Source organism: Paenibacillus riograndensis SBR5 (genome assembly GCF_000981585.1).
Classification (GTDB): Bacteria; Bacillota; Bacilli; order Paenibacillales; family Paenibacillaceae; genus Paenibacillus_AQ; species Paenibacillus_AQ riograndensis.
In genome coordinates this window covers 2403334-2419817 of sequence record NZ_LN831776.1, presented here as the reverse complement: position 1 = coordinate 2419817, position 16484 = coordinate 2403334, and the positions used below count along the sequence as shown (strand labels likewise).

14 protein-coding genes and 1 tRNA gene are annotated in these 16484 nt (G+C 48.7%); 2 read left to right on the top strand and 13 right to left on the bottom strand.

Translation table 11 applies throughout. From position 1 onward, the window contains the following. Positions 1-48: 48 nt before the first annotated feature. Positions 49-216: a hypothetical protein gene (locus PRIO_RS35995; protein ID WP_020428252.1), complete on the bottom strand. Its 168-nt coding sequence runs from the start codon at positions 214-216 to the stop codon at positions 49-51. 154 nt (positions 217-370) lie between these two features. Between PRIO_RS35995 and PRIO_RS09790 the strand changes: the two genes are divergently transcribed. Together PRIO_RS09790 and PRIO_RS09785 are read left to right on the top strand one after the other, a co-directional pair. Then, positions 371-444, top strand: a tRNA-Pro gene (locus tag PRIO_RS09790). Between the two features lie 329 nt (positions 445-773). Continuing rightward, on the top strand, positions 774-1787 hold the full coding sequence (locus PRIO_RS09785; protein ID WP_046502110.1) for a site-specific integrase: 1014 nt from the start codon (positions 774-776) through the stop codon (positions 1785-1787). A gap of 5 nt (positions 1788-1792) precedes the next feature. Here PRIO_RS09785 and PRIO_RS09780 read toward each other — a convergent pair whose 3' ends face one another. From PRIO_RS09780 to PRIO_RS09725, 12 genes are all read right to left on the bottom strand, one after another. Next, the gene (locus PRIO_RS09780) at positions 1793-2068 is read right to left on the bottom strand and encodes a type II toxin-antitoxin system RelE/ParE family toxin (protein ID WP_046502107.1); all 276 of its coding nucleotides are present in this window, start codon (positions 2066-2068) and stop codon (positions 1793-1795) included. After that, positions 2068-2346, bottom strand: a complete 279-nt coding sequence (locus tag PRIO_RS33810; protein ID WP_020430060.1) for a hypothetical protein — start codon at positions 2344-2346, stop codon at positions 2068-2070. The genes PRIO_RS09780 and PRIO_RS33810 overlap by 1 nt, the downstream gene beginning before the upstream one ends. A gap of 326 nt (positions 2347-2672) precedes the next feature. Beyond that, complete coding sequence (locus tag PRIO_RS09770) at positions 2673-3284, bottom strand: YitT family protein (RefSeq protein WP_020430059.1); 612 nt, start codon at positions 3282-3284, stop codon at positions 2673-2675. Between the two features lie 22 nt (positions 3285-3306). Continuing rightward, positions 3307-4155: a PRD domain-containing protein gene (locus PRIO_RS09765; protein ID WP_046502104.1), complete on the bottom strand. Its 849-nt coding sequence runs from the start codon at positions 4153-4155 to the stop codon at positions 3307-3309. Between the two features lie 32 nt (positions 4156-4187). Beyond that, positions 4188-5648 (bottom strand): glycoside hydrolase family 1 protein, encoded by a 1461-nt coding sequence (locus tag PRIO_RS09760; protein ID WP_020430053.1) that lies wholly within the window; start codon positions 5646-5648, stop codon positions 4188-4190. 19 nt (positions 5649-5667) lie between these two features. Beyond that, positions 5668-7527, bottom strand: coding sequence for a beta-glucoside-specific PTS transporter subunit IIABC (locus PRIO_RS09755; protein WP_020430051.1), 1860 nt, complete (start codon positions 7525-7527; stop codon positions 5668-5670). Between the two features lie 268 nt (positions 7528-7795). Then, positions 7796-9820 (bottom strand): beta-galactosidase, encoded by a 2025-nt coding sequence (locus PRIO_RS09750; protein ID WP_046502100.1) that lies wholly within the window; start codon positions 9818-9820, stop codon positions 7796-7798. Positions 9821-10053: 233 nt separating this feature from the next. Further along, positions 10054-10881 (bottom strand): carbohydrate ABC transporter permease, encoded by an 828-nt coding sequence (locus PRIO_RS09745; RefSeq protein ID WP_020430045.1) that lies wholly within the window; start codon positions 10879-10881, stop codon positions 10054-10056. Continuing rightward, positions 10878-11762 (bottom strand): carbohydrate ABC transporter permease, encoded by an 885-nt coding sequence (locus PRIO_RS09740; protein ID WP_046502095.1) that lies wholly within the window; start codon positions 11760-11762, stop codon positions 10878-10880. The genes PRIO_RS09745 and PRIO_RS09740 overlap by 4 nt, the downstream gene beginning before the upstream one ends. Positions 11763-11856: 94 nt before the next feature. Then, positions 11857-13164 (bottom strand): ABC transporter substrate-binding protein, encoded by a 1308-nt coding sequence (locus PRIO_RS09735; protein ID WP_046502091.1) that lies wholly within the window; start codon positions 13162-13164, stop codon positions 11857-11859. A 79-nt stretch (positions 13165-13243) separates the two neighbouring features. After that, positions 13244-14329 carry a response regulator transcription factor gene (locus PRIO_RS09730; protein WP_039789680.1) on the bottom strand — a complete coding sequence of 362 codons (1086 nt, stop codon included), beginning with the start codon at positions 14327-14329 and terminating at the stop codon, positions 13244-13246. A gap of 248 nt (positions 14330-14577) precedes the next feature. After that, the gene (locus PRIO_RS09725) at positions 14578-16335 is read right to left on the bottom strand and encodes a sensor histidine kinase (protein ID WP_020430035.1); all 1758 of its coding nucleotides are present in this window, start codon (positions 16333-16335) and stop codon (positions 14578-14580) included. Positions 16336-16484: the final 149 nt, after the last annotated feature.

The window sequence follows — 16484 nt, the reverse complement described above, 5'->3', positions numbered from 1 at the left end:
GATCCGTGATGTTACGGAGATGAAACAGACGATCGCCTTGTGCGGCTGTTAACGGGCGCCCCCGGCGGGATTTCCCCGCACTCCGAAATCAGCTTTCCGCCGGCCTGTCTTCAAGGTTCTCACAGCCATTGCGGCAACTGCCGCAAAGGAACCTCTTCTCTGATCAAGCCATTCTCCGGCGTACTCCATTTCATCAATGTGTTGTCCGATTTGCATTTTAACATTTCAAGTATAGCCAGCGCCCCTATATCTGTCAATCTCGGGCAGACAAACCGCACATAAAAAGATTATTTACAGCGCTTCCTTACAGGCGTATAATGTGGATTGTTTAGAACCCTTCTGCGGTTAACAACGGGTGAACCCGTACTGACGAGACGTGGCTCAGCTTGGTAGAGCGCTTGCTTCGGGAGCAAGAGGTCGCAGGTTCAAATCCTGTCGTCTCGATTATTAAAATGCTAGAGCCGCAAGGGTGTATAACCTTGCGGCTCTAGCATTTTAATCGAACTTTCCGAAAGTACACAAATTAGTACACCGAGTATCTAATAGACGCTAAATCCCCAAAAATAGAGAGCCGGAACATGATTGTATCTGGCTCTCTTTCGTAGCTCGCGAGGACTACTTATCAGCATAAGTATCAGTGATATAAACTCATCTATATTTTCACTATTAAATCTAATTTTATTCAATCAAAATTAACATTAGCAAAAATAACCATTGTATTATCTATCAAGGGAAATTATAATAAAACAAAAATTTGATTAGGGAATGATTGTATGGAAAAGCAACAAATGGAGAAAGAATTATTAGTTGTTTTAGAACAATTCGAAAACCTTTTAAATAATAAGCTGAAGTCTAATTACATGCCTATTTTAAAAAATACTTTTCTTCCTTGTCTAGTTAGTGCTCATAGTGAAATAAGTAATATCGACGAATTATTTATGCACGAAATAACCCGTGCAAATATAGTTCAAGCTGGAATTCAATACGTAGATACCACTAAGAAGGTCAAAAGCGTTGCAGCAGTCAAAAAATATTTGACTGCTGTAGCCGAATTTCACAAACGTGTTATTATAAAGAAATATCCTAACACACCATTGAACAGTATTAATGAGTTCCAAGGACTATTTGAAGAAATTGTTGAGAAATCACAGAAGAACCTGATGCCTAAAATCTCTCATGATCAGATAAAAGACAAAGAAGCTAAGTTCATATTAGAGTACTTGAGTTCGCTTTCTAAAAATTCTTATAAAGAACAAGTTATCTGTATTGTCTTTGAATTAATGCTTCTCTATGGATTTAAAATAGGTACTATAGCTAGCTTAAAAAAAGATGATTTTTCACAAGAAAGGCGCACATTAATGATTTCACTTCCATCACTACATTCCCCCATAAAACTTGAATTGCCTTATAAGCTTTCAAAACAGATAAGTGACTTAGAAGCTAATTATATGAATGAAAGTGAACTGCTTTTTCTTGCAGATGATAACAAAAAACTTGATTCATCTTACTTTTTTGAATTTTTGAAGAATCTTGAAAAAGATACAACAAAAACTCTTGGTACACAGTGTACACACTTAACATTGTCAGGATTGTCAAAATACGCAGTTACAAATATGTTCATCAAGGGTATGAATCCTATTACAATTAGTAATATTTCTGGCATGAAGGATGTAGATTTGAAAAATTGTCAGCAAGCAGCAAATAGAGTGCTTAACAGCGATAACTTTGGAAACTCATATATTAACTCAAATTTTAGAGGGATGGAATTTTATGAATATTTAAACTAAGTCACTTAAAACTTGCTGGCTTGCCTTCCATGTTTAAAAGCAGTAATTATGTATGTAGAGCCATCCTCAGATGGCTCATAGGAAACGATATAACGATCAATACGAATATAGTAAGTATCTTTATAAGTTCTTGACGGAAACAACTTTCCTGACCGAATCACCTTTTCTTCAATCCGCATGAACAGCTTTAATTTATACTCTGCTGTTTCCTGTGGTGAGAAGTGGATGCTTTCGATCTTGGAAAAGCTCTGAGCTGCACTTTTAGTCCAGACTACCTGCATCACAGTTCTCCGTTTCTTATCATCTCGATCATTTGCTTAGAAGAAATTATTGAACCATGCATAATATCCCGTTTGGATTGCTTGATCATTTCTGCAATTTCAGGATCAGTATCAAGCTCAGCAATTTGCGCAGCCGAAAGAGCATCTGAGTTGTCCTGAGACTGGATTAATTCGAACACTTCATATTCTGTGTCATTGATTACAATTACAGGTTTCTGACGGTCATTCATAAAAGAACGATACACTTTTCCGCTCTTATCCTTTAATTCCAGATACATGCTCATCAACTCCTTTGTTCAATATTATACCCTGAATTCAGATAAACGGATACAACGTCATGATATAGCAAAAGACTGATAATCCCAATGTAGCACATGTAGTAATTATATAGTAACGCCGATAATACTGAACAACACACCTTACTACTCAACAGCAATAACAACTTTGTTTTTATACTATATAATACCATTCAAGACCCCTTAACACGCCAAAAGACCCCCGCCCCACACTTCGGGAGCAAGAGGTCGCAGGTTCAAATCCTGTCGTCTCGACCATATTACTTATTGGAGTCCCAACTATAATGTTACTACCATGGCGGATTTCGCTAATGCGTTTGGTTAGGGGAGCGTAATCTTGCCATAAGATTGGGCACCGATTTTGTGAAGTCCATCGTACGTCCCATAATGATCGATGCCAAGAAAGTGTAGAATGCCGTCGTGATATCCATGACCACCGCTCCAAGTATAAGCACAAAAAAATCAAATCCAATATGAATCGTCCCCATCTTTAGTTTAGGATAATGAAGTTGAATTAACCGCGCCAGTAGCCCTACGCCCCCGCTAGTCAGCCCTTGCCGAAACACGATTCCAGCCCCCAATCCCATAAAAGCCCCTCCAACCACAATGCCTAACCATAAAGGCGGATGCACCCAGTTCCGAATGGGATACAAAAGGTCAAGGAAGACCGACAAAACTCCTGCAACAATTATCGTCTGGATAACGAAGGAACGCCCAATACTTTTCCAAGCCAGTAAAAACAAAGGAACATTAAGAGCAAATACAACTATACCTGTATTCCAGTCTAAAACATAGAGAGCAAGAACCCCGATTCCCGGAAATCCTGTGCTGAACAGATGAACAGGAACATAGCCGAGATTTACACCCAACCCCATAATAAAACACCCGATGAACGAAATCATAATGTTGTTCAGCTTCAATATTAAAGAACCTCCGTCTTGTCTAGGCCAACTGGTTATAGGAGATCAGTCTGTGAATATGCACAGCCAGATAGGTGAGCTCCTCGTTAGGAATGGTCTTTCCATACACTTGGTTAATATACTCCTTGATCTTGAAAGCCCCGTCCATCGCCTGCGGATACAGGCTGGCGATTTGCTCAAACAGGATGTTGTCCGTAACCTCCAGCATTTTATCCGTATACAACCGCTCCACAAAAAACTTCACATGAGTTACAAAGCGGGTATAATGGACGTTTTCTGTATCCATGTCGATATTCATCGAATACCTCACCAGATTGACGATGCTGCCGATCATTTTGGCCATCTTCATGCCGTCCTTGGATTCCTTCTCCCCGCTTTGGGCATTGATCAAATGAAAAGCGATGTTGGCCGCTTCCTCCTTGGGCATTTCGATCTGCAGCTTTTCTTTGATCAGTTTCAAAGCAAACAGTCCGATCTCGTATTCCTCGGCATAGTAATTTTTAATTTCCCAAAACACTTTGTTGGTAATCGCGATTTTTTTGTAATACCGTTCCACTGCAAAAAGCAAATGGTCCATTAGGGTAAAATAGATCCCCGTGTTGAGTTTGGTTTGCAGTTTTCTTTCCGCGTAAGCCACAATCCGCCCGGTCAGTTCCGCGTATACCGGAGGAGTGGTATCCAATACACTGAGATACTCTTTGACTTTAACATTTTCGACGGGCACGAAGACTTGGTCGGCTTTATGTTCCTCGACGATATTGCCTTCTTTTTGGCCGTAACCAATGCCTTTGCCAAACAGAATGTATTCTTTGTTCTGCTCATCCTCTACCAAAACTACGCTGGAATTCAACACTTTTTTGATTTTGATCACACGGGTCACCTCCCTAACCGTAAGATGGGGAACTAATCCAAATCTTCGCCATTGCTTTCAATCACTTTTTTATACCAGTAAAAAGAATCCTTGCGGCTGCGCTGTAAACTGCCGTTCCCTTCGTCATCCTGATCGACATAAATAAATCCGTACCTTTTGGACATCTGGGACGTGGAGGCGCTGATGATATCAATCGCTCCCCAGCTTGTGTAGCCAAACAGGTCAACGCCGGCTTCCACTGCTTCCTTCATTTGTTTAAAGTGTTCTCTAAAATAATTAATCCGGTAGTCGTCGTGGATGGAGCCGTCGCTTTCCACCCGGTCCACGGCGCCCATGCCGTTTTCCACAATGAGCAGCGGTTTTCTGTAGCGGTCGTATAACTCGATTAAGGAAATTTTCAGGCCGACCGGATCGACCTGCCATCCCCAATCCGTTACGGGCAAATAAGGGTTCTTCACCCCTGTGATCGTATTGCCGGACGTTCGCTCCAGACCTTCTTTCGCAGACTCGGTTAATGACATATAGTAGCTGAAAGAAACAAAATCAACCGTGTGCTTCCGCAAGATCTCCTTATCTCCCGGTTCCATTTGCAGATGAATATTTTTCTGCTCGAGCATGGTTTCGATCAGGGGCGGGTATTCTCCAAATACCTGCACATCCGCGTAAAAATAAGTGTGCAGATTCCTCATCAGCGTAATTTCCACATCTTTGGGATGGCAAGTATTCGGATAGGTCGTCAGCATCGTCAGCATGCAGCCTACCTGGCTGCCCGGAATGATGCGGTGGCAATCTGCGGTCACCAGCGCCGAGGCGACAAACTGGTGATGCAGCGCCTGATAAATGGTTTCCTCAACCTTGCCCTCCGGACAACGCTCCGGGACAATGCCCGCGGTCGTGAAAGGATGGCGGATGATGCTGTCGATTTCGTTGAAGGTCAGCCAATACTTCACCAGGTCCTTATAACGCGAGAAGCAGACATTGCTGAATTTTACGAAATAATCAATGACCTTTCTTTCCACCCAGCCGTTGTATTTGACGCTTAAAGCAAGAGGCATTTCATAGTGGGAAAGCGTGACGATCGGTTCGATGCCGAGCCGCCTCATTTCCGAGAACAAACCGTCATAAAACTTCAGCCCCGGTTCATTGGGCTCGTTCTCTTCACCGGTCGGAAAAATCCGGCTCCAGGCGATCGAAACGCGCAGCGCTTTGAAGCCCATTTCGGCAAACAGGGCCAAATCTTCCTTATACCGGTGATAAAAATCGATCCCTCTGCGTTTGGGATACTTATTAACGTCCGGATCTTTCATCGCCCGTTCAATCATTCCGGTGGTAACGACCTGGTGCGCTTCGTAATCCTCAACATTTAAATGCGGTCTATACATGGCTATGTCAGCGACGGACGGACCTTTCCCATCCACGTTCCAGGCGCCTTCCGCCTGATTGGCGGCAATGGCGCCGCCCCATAAAAAGTTTTCCGGAAATCCTTTGCTCATTTCTATTCTCTCCCTTGGTTTAGTTTTCTAAAGCGGTTACAACCATCAAAGTATCCTGGCGGTTCACCTGTTTTAATTCCGCAACCTCGACCGCATACTTGTCCTTATTGGTTACGATGGCAATGGTTACCGGATCATAACCTTCTTCAATAATCTTTTCAAGATCGAACTTCAGCAATAAATCGCCGGCTTTCACTTCATCCCCGGCCTTCACCTGGGGTTCAAAATATTTGCCCCGCAATCGGACAGTATCGATTCCTACATGGAACAACAGCTCCATACCGTTAGCAGTACTCATGGCAATCGCATGGTTTCTGTTGTACACCACTTCAATTTTGCCGTCCACGGGCGCGTACAATTCGCCTTTGGCGGGAATGACCGCAATTCCCTCGCCCATCGCTTTGCTGGAAAAGACCTCATCCTTCACTTCGGACAAAGGAATCACTTCCCCGATTACCGGACTTTTGAACTCCTTCACCGCAGTCAGCGGGTTAGCTAATTGCTGCTCTTCCTCCTTGGCTTTGTTGTCTTTGCCGAGAATAAAGGTTGAAACGAAGGCAACCACAAAAGAAATGACGAGCGCGATGACGGCATTGATGATATTTCTCGGCAAATCTTCCGAGATAAACATGGATAAACTGGCAATCCCGGGTCCGACGAGTACATAAGCCTGCAAGCCGACGATTCCGATGAACGCCCCTCCGACAAGAGAACTGAACATGACGCTAGCGAGCACTTTTTTATTTTGCAGGGCGACCCCATACAAGGCCGGTTCCGTAATGCCAAATAAGGCGGATATCCCGGCGGAAATCGCCGTGGCTTTTAGCGCTTTATCTTTGGTCCGTACCGCAACAGCGAAGCAAGCGCCACTTTCGGCGATATTGTGAGCAAGCGAAGCAGGTAAATAAAGCAATTCCTTGCCGGTGCTCCCCATCGCGGTGAGAGCGTAAGGAACGAGCGCTTTGTGCATGCCGATGGATACCATCAGCGGCAATACGGCGGCCAATAACGCTACGGCAATCCAGCCAACCTTATCGAACAAGGTTAAGATGATGGCTGAGAAACCTTCGCCGAGCATATAACCGAGCGGACCCAGAAATAATAATGAAACCGGAACAGTAATAAGCAGCGACATCATCGGGACAAAAAAGGTCCGGATCACCTTCGGCGATATTCGTGTAAACCATTTCTCCATTTGAGCGTAAAGCAGCACGGTTAGAATCGCCGGGAAGACCTGGTAGGCATAGGAGATGCTTTTGATCTGAAGGCCGAATAACTGAGCGCCTTCCCCGAGCATGGCCGTCATGTTCGGCAGAAGCAAAGCGCCGACGGCAGCCAGGGCCACCAATGTACTGACTTTCAGTTTGTTAGCTGTGGTAACAGCTACCAATAGTGGGAGAAAGTAAAGAGCGGCGTCTCCAATTTGAAACAAAATTTTATAAGTCTGACCGTTTGGGTCCAGAACATTCATTAACCCAAGCAGCAGCAGCAGCGACTTCACCATCCCCGCGCCGGCAATCGCTGGAATCAGCGGCTGAAATACACCTACGATAAAATCCAAAATAACGCTGCCGAGTTTTTTCTTCTCCTTCGGTTTAGCGGCGGATGCCTCAGCGGATTCGGAGTTAAGGTTCGGCGAACCCAGCAACTGATTGACCGCATCATAAACTTCAACGACTTCATTGCCGATGACGACCTGGCACTGGCCGGCCATTTTTACGGCAATGACGCCGGGAATGCTTTCAAGCCGCTTGACATCGGCTTTCGTATTGTCGATCAAGGAAAAGCGCAATCTTGTCGAGCAGTGTTCAAAATAGGAAATATTCCCCTTTCCGCCTACATGCTTTAGAATCTCCTCGGCAGTCTGTTTGTAATTCATGTCAATGCCCCTTCCTTTAGTAAAATTTTGTGAAAGGAAACAGGCTTTTATACAAATAAAAAAGGACCTAAAACGACAATAGAATACTTGTCATTTTAGATCCTGCCTGCATTACCAGTCACATGTCTAATAGGTGTATTTGATTAATTGAATTATATATCGGATGTTTGAAAGCGTCAACATTTTTTCTCAACCGGCTTGTTACATCATATGTCAGCAAACTCCGTAGTAGAAGGAAACCCTTTTGAGGCTCGGGCAAATTCGGAGCCTATTCATCAGCCCCCTGTGTTGCCGTATCCTCTTCCAGAATCACTAGGCCCCAAGCTGATAGTTCAAGCCCGTCCTTCGGCGCAACCGTCCGTCCCGATAGCAGCTCTTTCGCAGGTCCATGCGGATACACAAGGGATTGCAGCGAGTCAGAGTAGTTGAAGTAGTAACGCACCTTCCGGTTCTGGGGATTAACGCCTGTCTTGACGATCAGCGGAAAAGCCAGCTCCTGGTCAGGCCCCCATAATCCAGCCTCCTGTACAGCCGCTTTCAGGATGCTGGCCGCCATCTCTCTGCTGGTCATGCAGCCGATATAGGTTGCACTGCCCTGGCCGTATCGGTTCCGTGTCACTGCGGCATATTCTCCCCAGTGCGGATGCTCGTACCGGAGCAGCACCTCCGCCGTCGCCGGTGTAATCAGCTCCATCCACGACTCCACCTTATTATCTTCCGCGCTGATCGCCGCGCGCTCACTCTTCAGCCGCACCTCATGCGGCGTCACAAACAGGCTGTAGCTGATGCCGCAGGCCTCGCTGATGATGCCCGGCTGCACAGCAGTGCGCACCTTGACGGTTTCGTCCGCGAACCCGCTTTTGAAGGTGTACACGGCATGGCCGCCTTGCTTCACGTATGCATTCAGCCGTTCCAGTGCCTCATCGGAGACCGCGTACAGCGCCGGAACGATAATGAGACTATACCCGGACAGTCCCTCATCCCCCGGCTGAATGAAGTCGCATTCGATGTTCATCCGGTACAGCCCGTCATAGAGCCAGCGCACAACATCGTTGTAATTTTTGCCGTCCGGCAGCTTGAACCATTCCAGCGCTGTCAGGGCTTCGTTGCTGATCATTACAGCAGCCTTATTTTTTTTGCGGAGACCGTACAGCGAACCGCTTAAGCGCGCAAAATCCCTGCCGATGGTGACTGCCTCATTATAGACCGGATTTGGCTGAAAGTCATGGCTGAGCAGCCCTTTCCAATACGTCTCTATCGAATTGTGGATCGAATGCCAATGCCAGTAGGCAACCATATTCGCCCCCGAGGCCAGATGGCTGAAGGCCTGCAGCCGGAGCTGGCCCGGATAAGGCGTCCAGTGGGGAAAAGCCTGCGCCTGTGTCTCCAGCACCAGGTAATTGCTGCGCTTCAGCGAGCGGGCTATATCACCGCCGAAGGCGATTTCCGTACCGGTCAGCTCATGCTGTGAGGGATGGTAAATATCCACACCGGCAATATCGAACGCCTGGGCCGCGGCAAAATGGTCCACGGAGGGCTGCACCCCAAACGAATGCCCGCGCCATTCAAAATCAAAGTTCTGCGTGACGAACTGCCCAGGCTGCTTATACTCGTTCACCAGCGCCGCCTGCCAGGCAAGAAAATCCGTGACCAGCCCGCGCTGGAAGCGGGCGAACTCTGCCCCGAGGCTTCCGTTAATGGTGCCCACCACTGAAGGGAAGTCCTCCCAGCTGTTGATCCGGTTGCTCCAGTAGTCCAGCCCGAACCGGCGGTTGATCTCTTCCAGTGTCCCGAATGTCTCCCGCATATATTTGACGAACAGCAGCTGTACATTCTCTCCGGCTGTATCGTAGTGTTTGGTCTCGTTGTCCGTCTGATAGCCAATTACCGCCGGGTGCTTGCAGACCCGGCTGATCAGCTTGCGGATGATCCGCTCCGCATGGAACAGATAGGCAGGGTTCGTGATATCCATGATCTGACGCGCGCCGTACTTGCCCGGTCCCTTAGGTGTTACAGCCAGGACATCCGGATGCTCCTTCACCAGCCAGGCGGGTACGGCATAGGTTGGTGTTCCGACGATCACTGCAATCCCCGCCGCATGCATCGCGTCCAGCACCCGGTCAACCGAGGTGAAGTCGAACACGCCGTTCTGCGGTTCATGTGTGCTCCAGGTGGATTCGGCAATGCGGACCGTGTTGATGCCCGCCTCCTTCATCATGGCAATATCCTCGTCCAGCCTCTCGTAAGGCATATATTCGTCGTAATAGGCTACGCCGTAGCGAAGTGTACTCATTTTTTGTCTTCTCCTCCCTAGTATTAAGATGAACTTAAAAACATAAAAAGGGTAAAAGTACGGAGGGGACGTTTGGAACTGCAGGAGCGTTAGCGTCCGCCTTTATGTTTGGATTTCTACCGCAAACCGCGGTTACAATCAGGAAATCCAAACATAACAGCGGCCGGAAGTCCAAACAGTCCCTGCAGTACGACGAGACCCGATTATTAAATTTTAGGTTTACCTTATTTCACTCAGCCCTTAATTGCCCCCTCGGCAATTCCCTGCATAATAAACTTCTGGAAGAACCCGTAGATGACAATGACCGGAAGTGCGGTCAGCACCAGTGCAGCCAGAATGAGCGACCACTCCTTGTTGTATTCGCCAAACAAAGTATTCGTCGACAGAATCAGCGTGTATTTGTTGGCATCCGTAAGCATCAGCAGCGGCAGCAGGAAGTCATTCCAGATCCACAGGAAGTCGAGAATCGCAATCGTCACCGTAATGGGTACCAGCAGCGGGAAGATAATCCGGAAAAAGGTCTGGAACTCACCGCAGCCGTCCATGCGCGCCGCTTCCTCCAGCTCACGGGGAATGGACTTTACAAAGCCATGATACAGGAAAATCGCCATATTCACACCAAGGCCGATATAGATCAGGGCGAGGCCGTAGGTGCTGCCGCTGACATGCAGTGCTTTGGCCATCCGGGTCAGCGGAATCATGATCGAATGAAACGGCACCAGCATCGAAGCGATGAACAGTGAGAAGATCGCGGCGCTCAGTCTGCCGGAGGTCCGGGACAGCTTGTAGCCGGCCAGGGCTGCGCAGAAGATGATGCCTCCAATGCCGATTACAGACACAATCACCGAGTTCACCGTGCTGTGCAGCAGGTTGATTTTGTCAAAGGCCTGGCTGTAATTCTCGAAATGCAGCTTGGTCGGCAGCGCTATGAAGGAAGCGAACATCTCCCCCTGGGTTTTGACGGAATTGATGATGGCCAGATAGATCGGGAAGAAGGAAATCACCGCTCCGACACAAAGAAACAGGGTAATCAATAACGAAGCCCCTTTTCTTAGTCTCATGCTTCCACCTCTTTTCGTTTCATGACACCAATCTGGATGAAGGTGAAAATCAGAATGATCACGAACAAAATGACCGATTTGGCGCTGGCATAGCCGTAACGGAAGTTGTTGGAGAACGCCTCTTCATAAATATTCATCGTGATGACCTGTGTACTGCGTCCCGGACCGCCGCCGGTCAAGCCATACACCGCCTCGAACACCTTGAACGTCCCGTTAAGCGTCAGGAAGAAGCAAATGGTCACTGCATGCGTAATCATCGGCAGCGTCACCTTGCGGAATGTCTGGAACGGGCTTGCGCCGTCAATGACAGCGGCTTCCTTAAGACTTTGCGGCACACCCTGCAAGGCGGCCAAATATATAATCATCATATAGCCGACGCCATGCCACAGCGATACGATTATGATCGAATAGAAGGATACCTTAGGATCTCCGATCCACAGTTGGTCCAGGAAGGACATGGCTGTTTTTTCGGCAATTTGCGGCAGCACTTGAGAGAACACGAAGGTCCACATGAAGGCGCCGATAATGGTACTGATCATATTGGGCATGAAGAAAATGGTGCGGAAGAAGCCTTTGGTCCGGGTCTTCGTCTCAATGAACACAGCAAGCACAAGCGCGAATACATTTTGCAGAACGATCATGAACAGCACATATTTCAGCGTAAACAACAGCGAATTCACAAAATCAGGGTCTTCACGCAGCGCTTCAATGAAGTTGCCGAGGCCGGTGAAGGAATAGTTGGGATTGAGTCCGTTCCAGTCCGTAAAGCTGTAATACATACCGCCAATCGTGGGAATCAGCAGAAACAATAAGTAGATAATAAATGCGGGTGCGACGAAAGCAAGCAGTGAAAGAACATTTTTGTATCCCTTAATCGGCACAGTAACCGCTCCTCTCTATATAATGTGGGCAGCAGCAAACAGGGATGGATGAAGCCGGGGTCGCCCTCTTCCATCCCTGGCAGTCTGCAGCAGCTTATTTATTTACTTTGTTGTAGGACTTCCAAGCTTTGTCAAGCGCCTTCAGAACATCATCCTGCGACATTTGTCCGGCATAGTACGCCTGCAGCCCCTTGCCCACTTCATCCTTGACCGATTGCGGAATAGCCGGGTCCTGCACGGATTTGCCCGCTTTTACATAGGTGGTAGCTTCAGTGATCCAAGGATAGTTTTCATAGGTGTGGACCGTGGATACCGGGTTGAATTTGAGCGATTGGAAAAAGGCATTGGAGGCCTGATCGTCCAGCACATAGTTCAGGAAATCACGCGCCACTTCTTTGTTCTTGCTGGTTGGCGATACGGCAAGCGATGTCGAAGCGCTGAGATTGATCAGGGTGGCATTGGCATCATCGTTGATTGGCAGCGGAGCTACGCCGAAGTCCAGATCAGGATTCGATTTCAGGATCGTTTCAGCATACCATGGGCCCATCAGCCACATCGCTCCTTTGCCTGCCGCAAAGGCTGCTGCGCCATCATCGCCGCCGACCTCGGTGGCTTTTTCCGTGCCGTTCGCATTGATCAGATCGAACACGTCGAAGATCGCCGATTTCATCTCTGTAAAGGAGCCTTCATCCTTGTTCATTTTGTTCACGAATTCAGGATCTTTTGTCTTTATCATCCCGCCTACGGCAAGCGGCAGCACGAGCTGCGGAATCCAGGATTCTTTATAGGAGAGTACGAATGGGGTGATCTTTTTGGCTTTCAGTTTCTCAATGACCGTCTTCATCTCTGTCAGAGTTGTTGGCGGGGTCAGTCCCTGCTCGCGGAAAATTGTCTTGTTGTACAGATATCCCCAGGAGAGAGTTTCCAGCGGCAGCGCCACAACCTTGCCGTCTGTAGTGGTCACTGAAGGCTTCACGCTATCAAGGAGTTTGCCGACAAACGGCTGGCTGCTCAGATCCTCCAAGTATCCGGCTTTATAGTAGGATGGGATTTCGTTGATGGCATGAATGGCAAAAATATCCGGTGCATCATTGGAGGCAAGCCGTGTCTTCAGAATCTGTTTGGCGTTGTCCGCCGTAGGCATTTCCAACTGTACGGAGACATCGATGTTCTTGTCCGTTTTTTCCTTCTTCACGAAATCAGCGATGTAGTTATCGTATTGCTCCTTGAAGCGGGGCTGAGCGATGAACATTTTGAGCGTTACACTTTTGGCGGCAGCGCTGCCGCTGCCTGTATTTTCTCCGGTTGAAGCCGCTTCATTTCCACCACTGTTGCTGCTGCAGCCTGCAAGCAGGGCAGCGGCGAGGAACGTGCAGAGTAGACCTTTGTTCATCTTTTTCATGATGTAAGACCTCCCAATATCTATGTTTTGTTTACGCTTTCATTGTATCTTGATTATGAAAGCGTTTAATTGGACGGAATTATCCTTCGGAGTTGGACATTTTTAAACTGGAGTTTTGCTTGCGCATTTCACCCGGAGCCACGCCGTAATGCTTTTTGAACACTCTGTAGAAATAGCCCACGTCCTCGTACCCGGCAAGCTCGGCGACCGTCTTGATTGGAATATTCTCATCGGCCAGCCACTCCTTCGCCTTTTCCATGCGCAGCCCCAGAATGTAGTCCGTAACGTTGCAGCCGTACTCCTGCTTGAACACTTTGCTTAAATATTCCTTGCTGACAAAAAAAGCTCTCGCCAGCCCGTCCAGCGTTACCGCCTCAGCGAAATGCCCGTCAATATACAACCTCACCTCATCAAGCTTCAGCTTATTCTTGAACTTGCGCTGCCCGATCAGCAGCTCAAGGGCGGCCCCATAGAGCGCCTTCAGATACGCCTCGACATTCGCCGCTGAAGCCAGTGCTTCATGAGATATTTCCGCCTTCAGCAGCTCATCCTCCAGCCGGTTCCCCCGCATAAGCTCCTTGAGCAGCAGCAGCATCTCGTTTGCCGCCTGCCGGAGTGCTCCAGGTCCTTTGGCTCCCCCAAGCTCCAGCTCTCTGCGTATCCCTTCCAGAACCGAATTTACCCCCTCGGCATTCAATTCGTTGAAATGCACCCGCATTAGCTGCTTGTAGGAAGACAGGCACAACGACACATCAATATCCAGCGCATATGCCTTCTGCCCCCGCTCAGCCTCCTCCAGCTCCCTCCGGCATTTATCCAGCACAGCATTCAGCTCCTTAGGGTCAACCGGCTTCAGCAAATAATCCACCGCACCGTACCGGACAGCATTCTGGGCATATTTGAAATCATCATAGCCGCTGACCACGATGACCTTAATCTCAGGGTATCTTGCATGAAGGTTATTCATCAGCATCACGCCGTCTGCGCCAGGCATGCGCATGTCGGTAATAACGATCTGCGGGGACAGCTCATCTGTCAGGCGCAGCGCCTCCCGTCCGTCCTCCGCTTCGCCGGCAATCTCCATCCCATGCTCCTCCCAGGAGCCGAACGTCCGCACAATGTCCCGGTTCCAGCTCTCATCATCCACCAGCAGCACTTTAATCATGGAGTCATTCCTTTCGGTTATAAAATGAGCATAAAAATCTAATAATTCGGGTTCTGCCGTGTCTGCGCGGAATGTTTGGACTTCCGGCCGCTGTTGTCTGCAGATTTCTTGAATTCATACCGTTTTTAACGGTTGAAATCCGCAGACAAAGGCGGTCGCTGCCGCTCCTCCAGTTCCAAACTTCCACTCCGACACTTTCGCCTGTATTTATTTGAAATTCACAAACTCAATTTATATTTTGTTTGTTTTTATAATGGAATGGTCACGGTCACTGTAGTTCCCTGCCCCTCCCTGCTCTCCACCTGAATGCCGTAACTGCCGCCAAAATGCAGATGAATCCGCGAAGCGACATTGCTCAGCCCGATCCGCTCGCCATACGTCCACAGCTTTCCGCTGCGGCTGGTAAGCCTGCGCTGCAGCTCGGCAAGCTTGTCCGGCTCAAGACCCACGCCATTGTCACGGATAACAATGAGCGTGTCCTCACCGGTGCGGCTCACTTTGACCTCCAGCTCCCAAGGGCCTTCCTGGCGCTCCAGGCCATGAAAAAAAGCATTCTCCGTAATGGGCTGCAGGGTAAGCTTTGGAATTAAGCTGTTCAGCGCTCCTTCATCCACCTGGAGCCTGTAGTCCAGCCGGGCAGCGAAGCGCTGCTGCTGGATCTGCATGTAGTTGTTCAAATGGTTCAGCTCCGCCCGCAGCGGCGCCAGATCCTCCGGCTCACGGATGATATAACGGAACATATCGCTTAACGAGCGCAGCACTCCGTAGCTTTCCGCCGGACTGTTCTTGAACAGCATGCTGCCAATCATCTGCAGCGTATTCTGCAGGAAATGCGGGTTGATCTGCGCCTGCAGCGCCTTAAGCTCGCTGCTCTTTTTCTCCAGGCTGATTATATATTCCGTGCGGATATGCTCACGGATGCGATGCGACATTTGATCCAGCTTCGTCTCCAGCAAGCCGATCTCATCCACACGGTTGCTAAGACGAACCTCCCGCTCCTTCATCATGCCGAAGCCCTGAACGTAACGGGCAAGATTGACGATTGGCGTAGCCAGCCGCCAGGCAAGAACAACGGCAACCAGGACTGCCACGCCTATGGAGACAGCGCCTACGATCAAACCGAAGTTCATTGTCGCCATTGCACTCTGGTTAATAAAGCTGTCAGGGATTACTGTTACCAGCTTCAGGCCCACGGGATCAATGGTATTGTAGAACACATATTCATGGTCGCTGCGAAAATATCCCTGGCTCTCGCCGGTGTCTGCGATACGGGACAAGGTTCCGGAAGCCGGGGCGCTGCCCCAGGGCTGGTACAGCACCTTGCCGTCAGCCCCGGCGATAAATACCGTATGCTCGTTTCCCCGCCCCAGCAGGTCCAGTGTCTGGTCGAGCACCCCCCAGCGGATCTGTAGTGAAATGCCGCCCAGCTTCTCCTGATTCTCAAAACGGTTAATGCTGCGGATGAGCTGGAACTTGGTCCCATCACTGCTGTCCGTAGTGATCATGAAGTCCTTGTCCCGGTCGAACAGCTGCTTATAGGGAGCCGGAACAACTGCCGGTGACTGGATATCATTCCTTGAGGCATTGACAGTGAACAGCTTGTTGTATTCCTTCAAATACATCTCCACCCCGACCACATGATTCCCGGCTGAGTAGAACAGATTCGTCAAGGTATCAATAATATTCCGCTGTGCAGTGAACTGGCTGGACAGATTCGGCTCTTCGGCGCTTGCCAGATAATCGCTTAAATGCGGACTGATCATCACTGTGTAGATCAGATTGTTAAGCTGGGTGAACTGGTCGCCCAAATAAACGCCTGTCCATTTCATATTGGAAAGATTCGTATTAATGACTTCGGTCTCCATGGAGCGGCGGCTGTTCTCGGCGGCAAGCCCCGTTATGGCTACAATGGGCAGGGTGGCCAGAAGAATCATCGTCAGAATGAGCTTATTGCGGATACTGCGCCGGAAAGGACCGGACAGCTTCATCATCCATTTGGCAAACATAACACGCCCCAGCCTCCTTGTTTCTCACGCCGTAGTTTACCCAAGGCAGAGCAGATTAATATAGACAGAAGCGGTCTCCTCTTCCTTTAGAAGAAACCGCTTCCTTTCTCAAAGTATAGAGGGACAGCTTGCAGCTTGCAGCAAATTTG

Excerpts from the sequence above, each read along its gene's own strand:
- PRIO_RS33810 (WP_020430060.1), bottom strand. The coding sequence starts at position 2,346 with ATGTATCTGGAATTAAAGGATAAGAGCGGAAAAGTGTATCGTTCTTTT.
- PRIO_RS09725 (WP_020430035.1), bottom strand. The coding sequence starts at position 16,335 with ATGTTTGCCAAATGGATGATGAAGCTGTCCGGTCCTTTCCGGCGCAGT.
- PRIO_RS09730 (WP_039789680.1), bottom strand. The coding sequence starts at position 14,329 with ATGATTAAAGTGCTGCTGGTGGATGATGAGAGCTGGAACCGGGACATT.
- PRIO_RS09785 (WP_046502110.1), top strand. The coding sequence starts at position 774 with ATGGAAAAGCAACAAATGGAGAAAGAATTATTAGTTGTTTTAGAACAA.
- PRIO_RS09745 (WP_020430045.1), bottom strand. The coding sequence starts at position 10,881 with ATGAGACTAAGAAAAGGGGCTTCGTTATTGATTACCCTGTTTCTTTGT.
- PRIO_RS09755 (WP_020430051.1), bottom strand. The coding sequence starts at position 7,527 with ATGAATTACAAACAGACTGCCGAGGAGATTCTAAAGCATGTAGGCGGA.
- PRIO_RS09750 (WP_046502100.1), bottom strand. The coding sequence starts at position 9,820 with ATGAGTACACTTCGCTACGGCGTAGCCTATTACGACGAATATATGCCT.
- PRIO_RS35995 (WP_020428252.1), bottom strand. The coding sequence starts at position 216 with ATGCAAATCGGACAACACATTGATGAAATGGAGTACGCCGGAGAATGG.
- PRIO_RS09760 (WP_020430053.1), bottom strand. The coding sequence starts at position 5,648 with ATGAGCAAAGGATTTCCGGAAAACTTTTTATGGGGCGGCGCCATTGCC.
- PRIO_RS09780 (WP_046502107.1), bottom strand. The coding sequence starts at position 2,068 with ATGCAGGTAGTCTGGACTAAAAGTGCAGCTCAGAGCTTTTCCAAGATC.
- PRIO_RS09735 (WP_046502091.1), bottom strand. The coding sequence starts at position 13,164 with ATGAAAAAGATGAACAAAGGTCTACTCTGCACGTTCCTCGCCGCTGCC.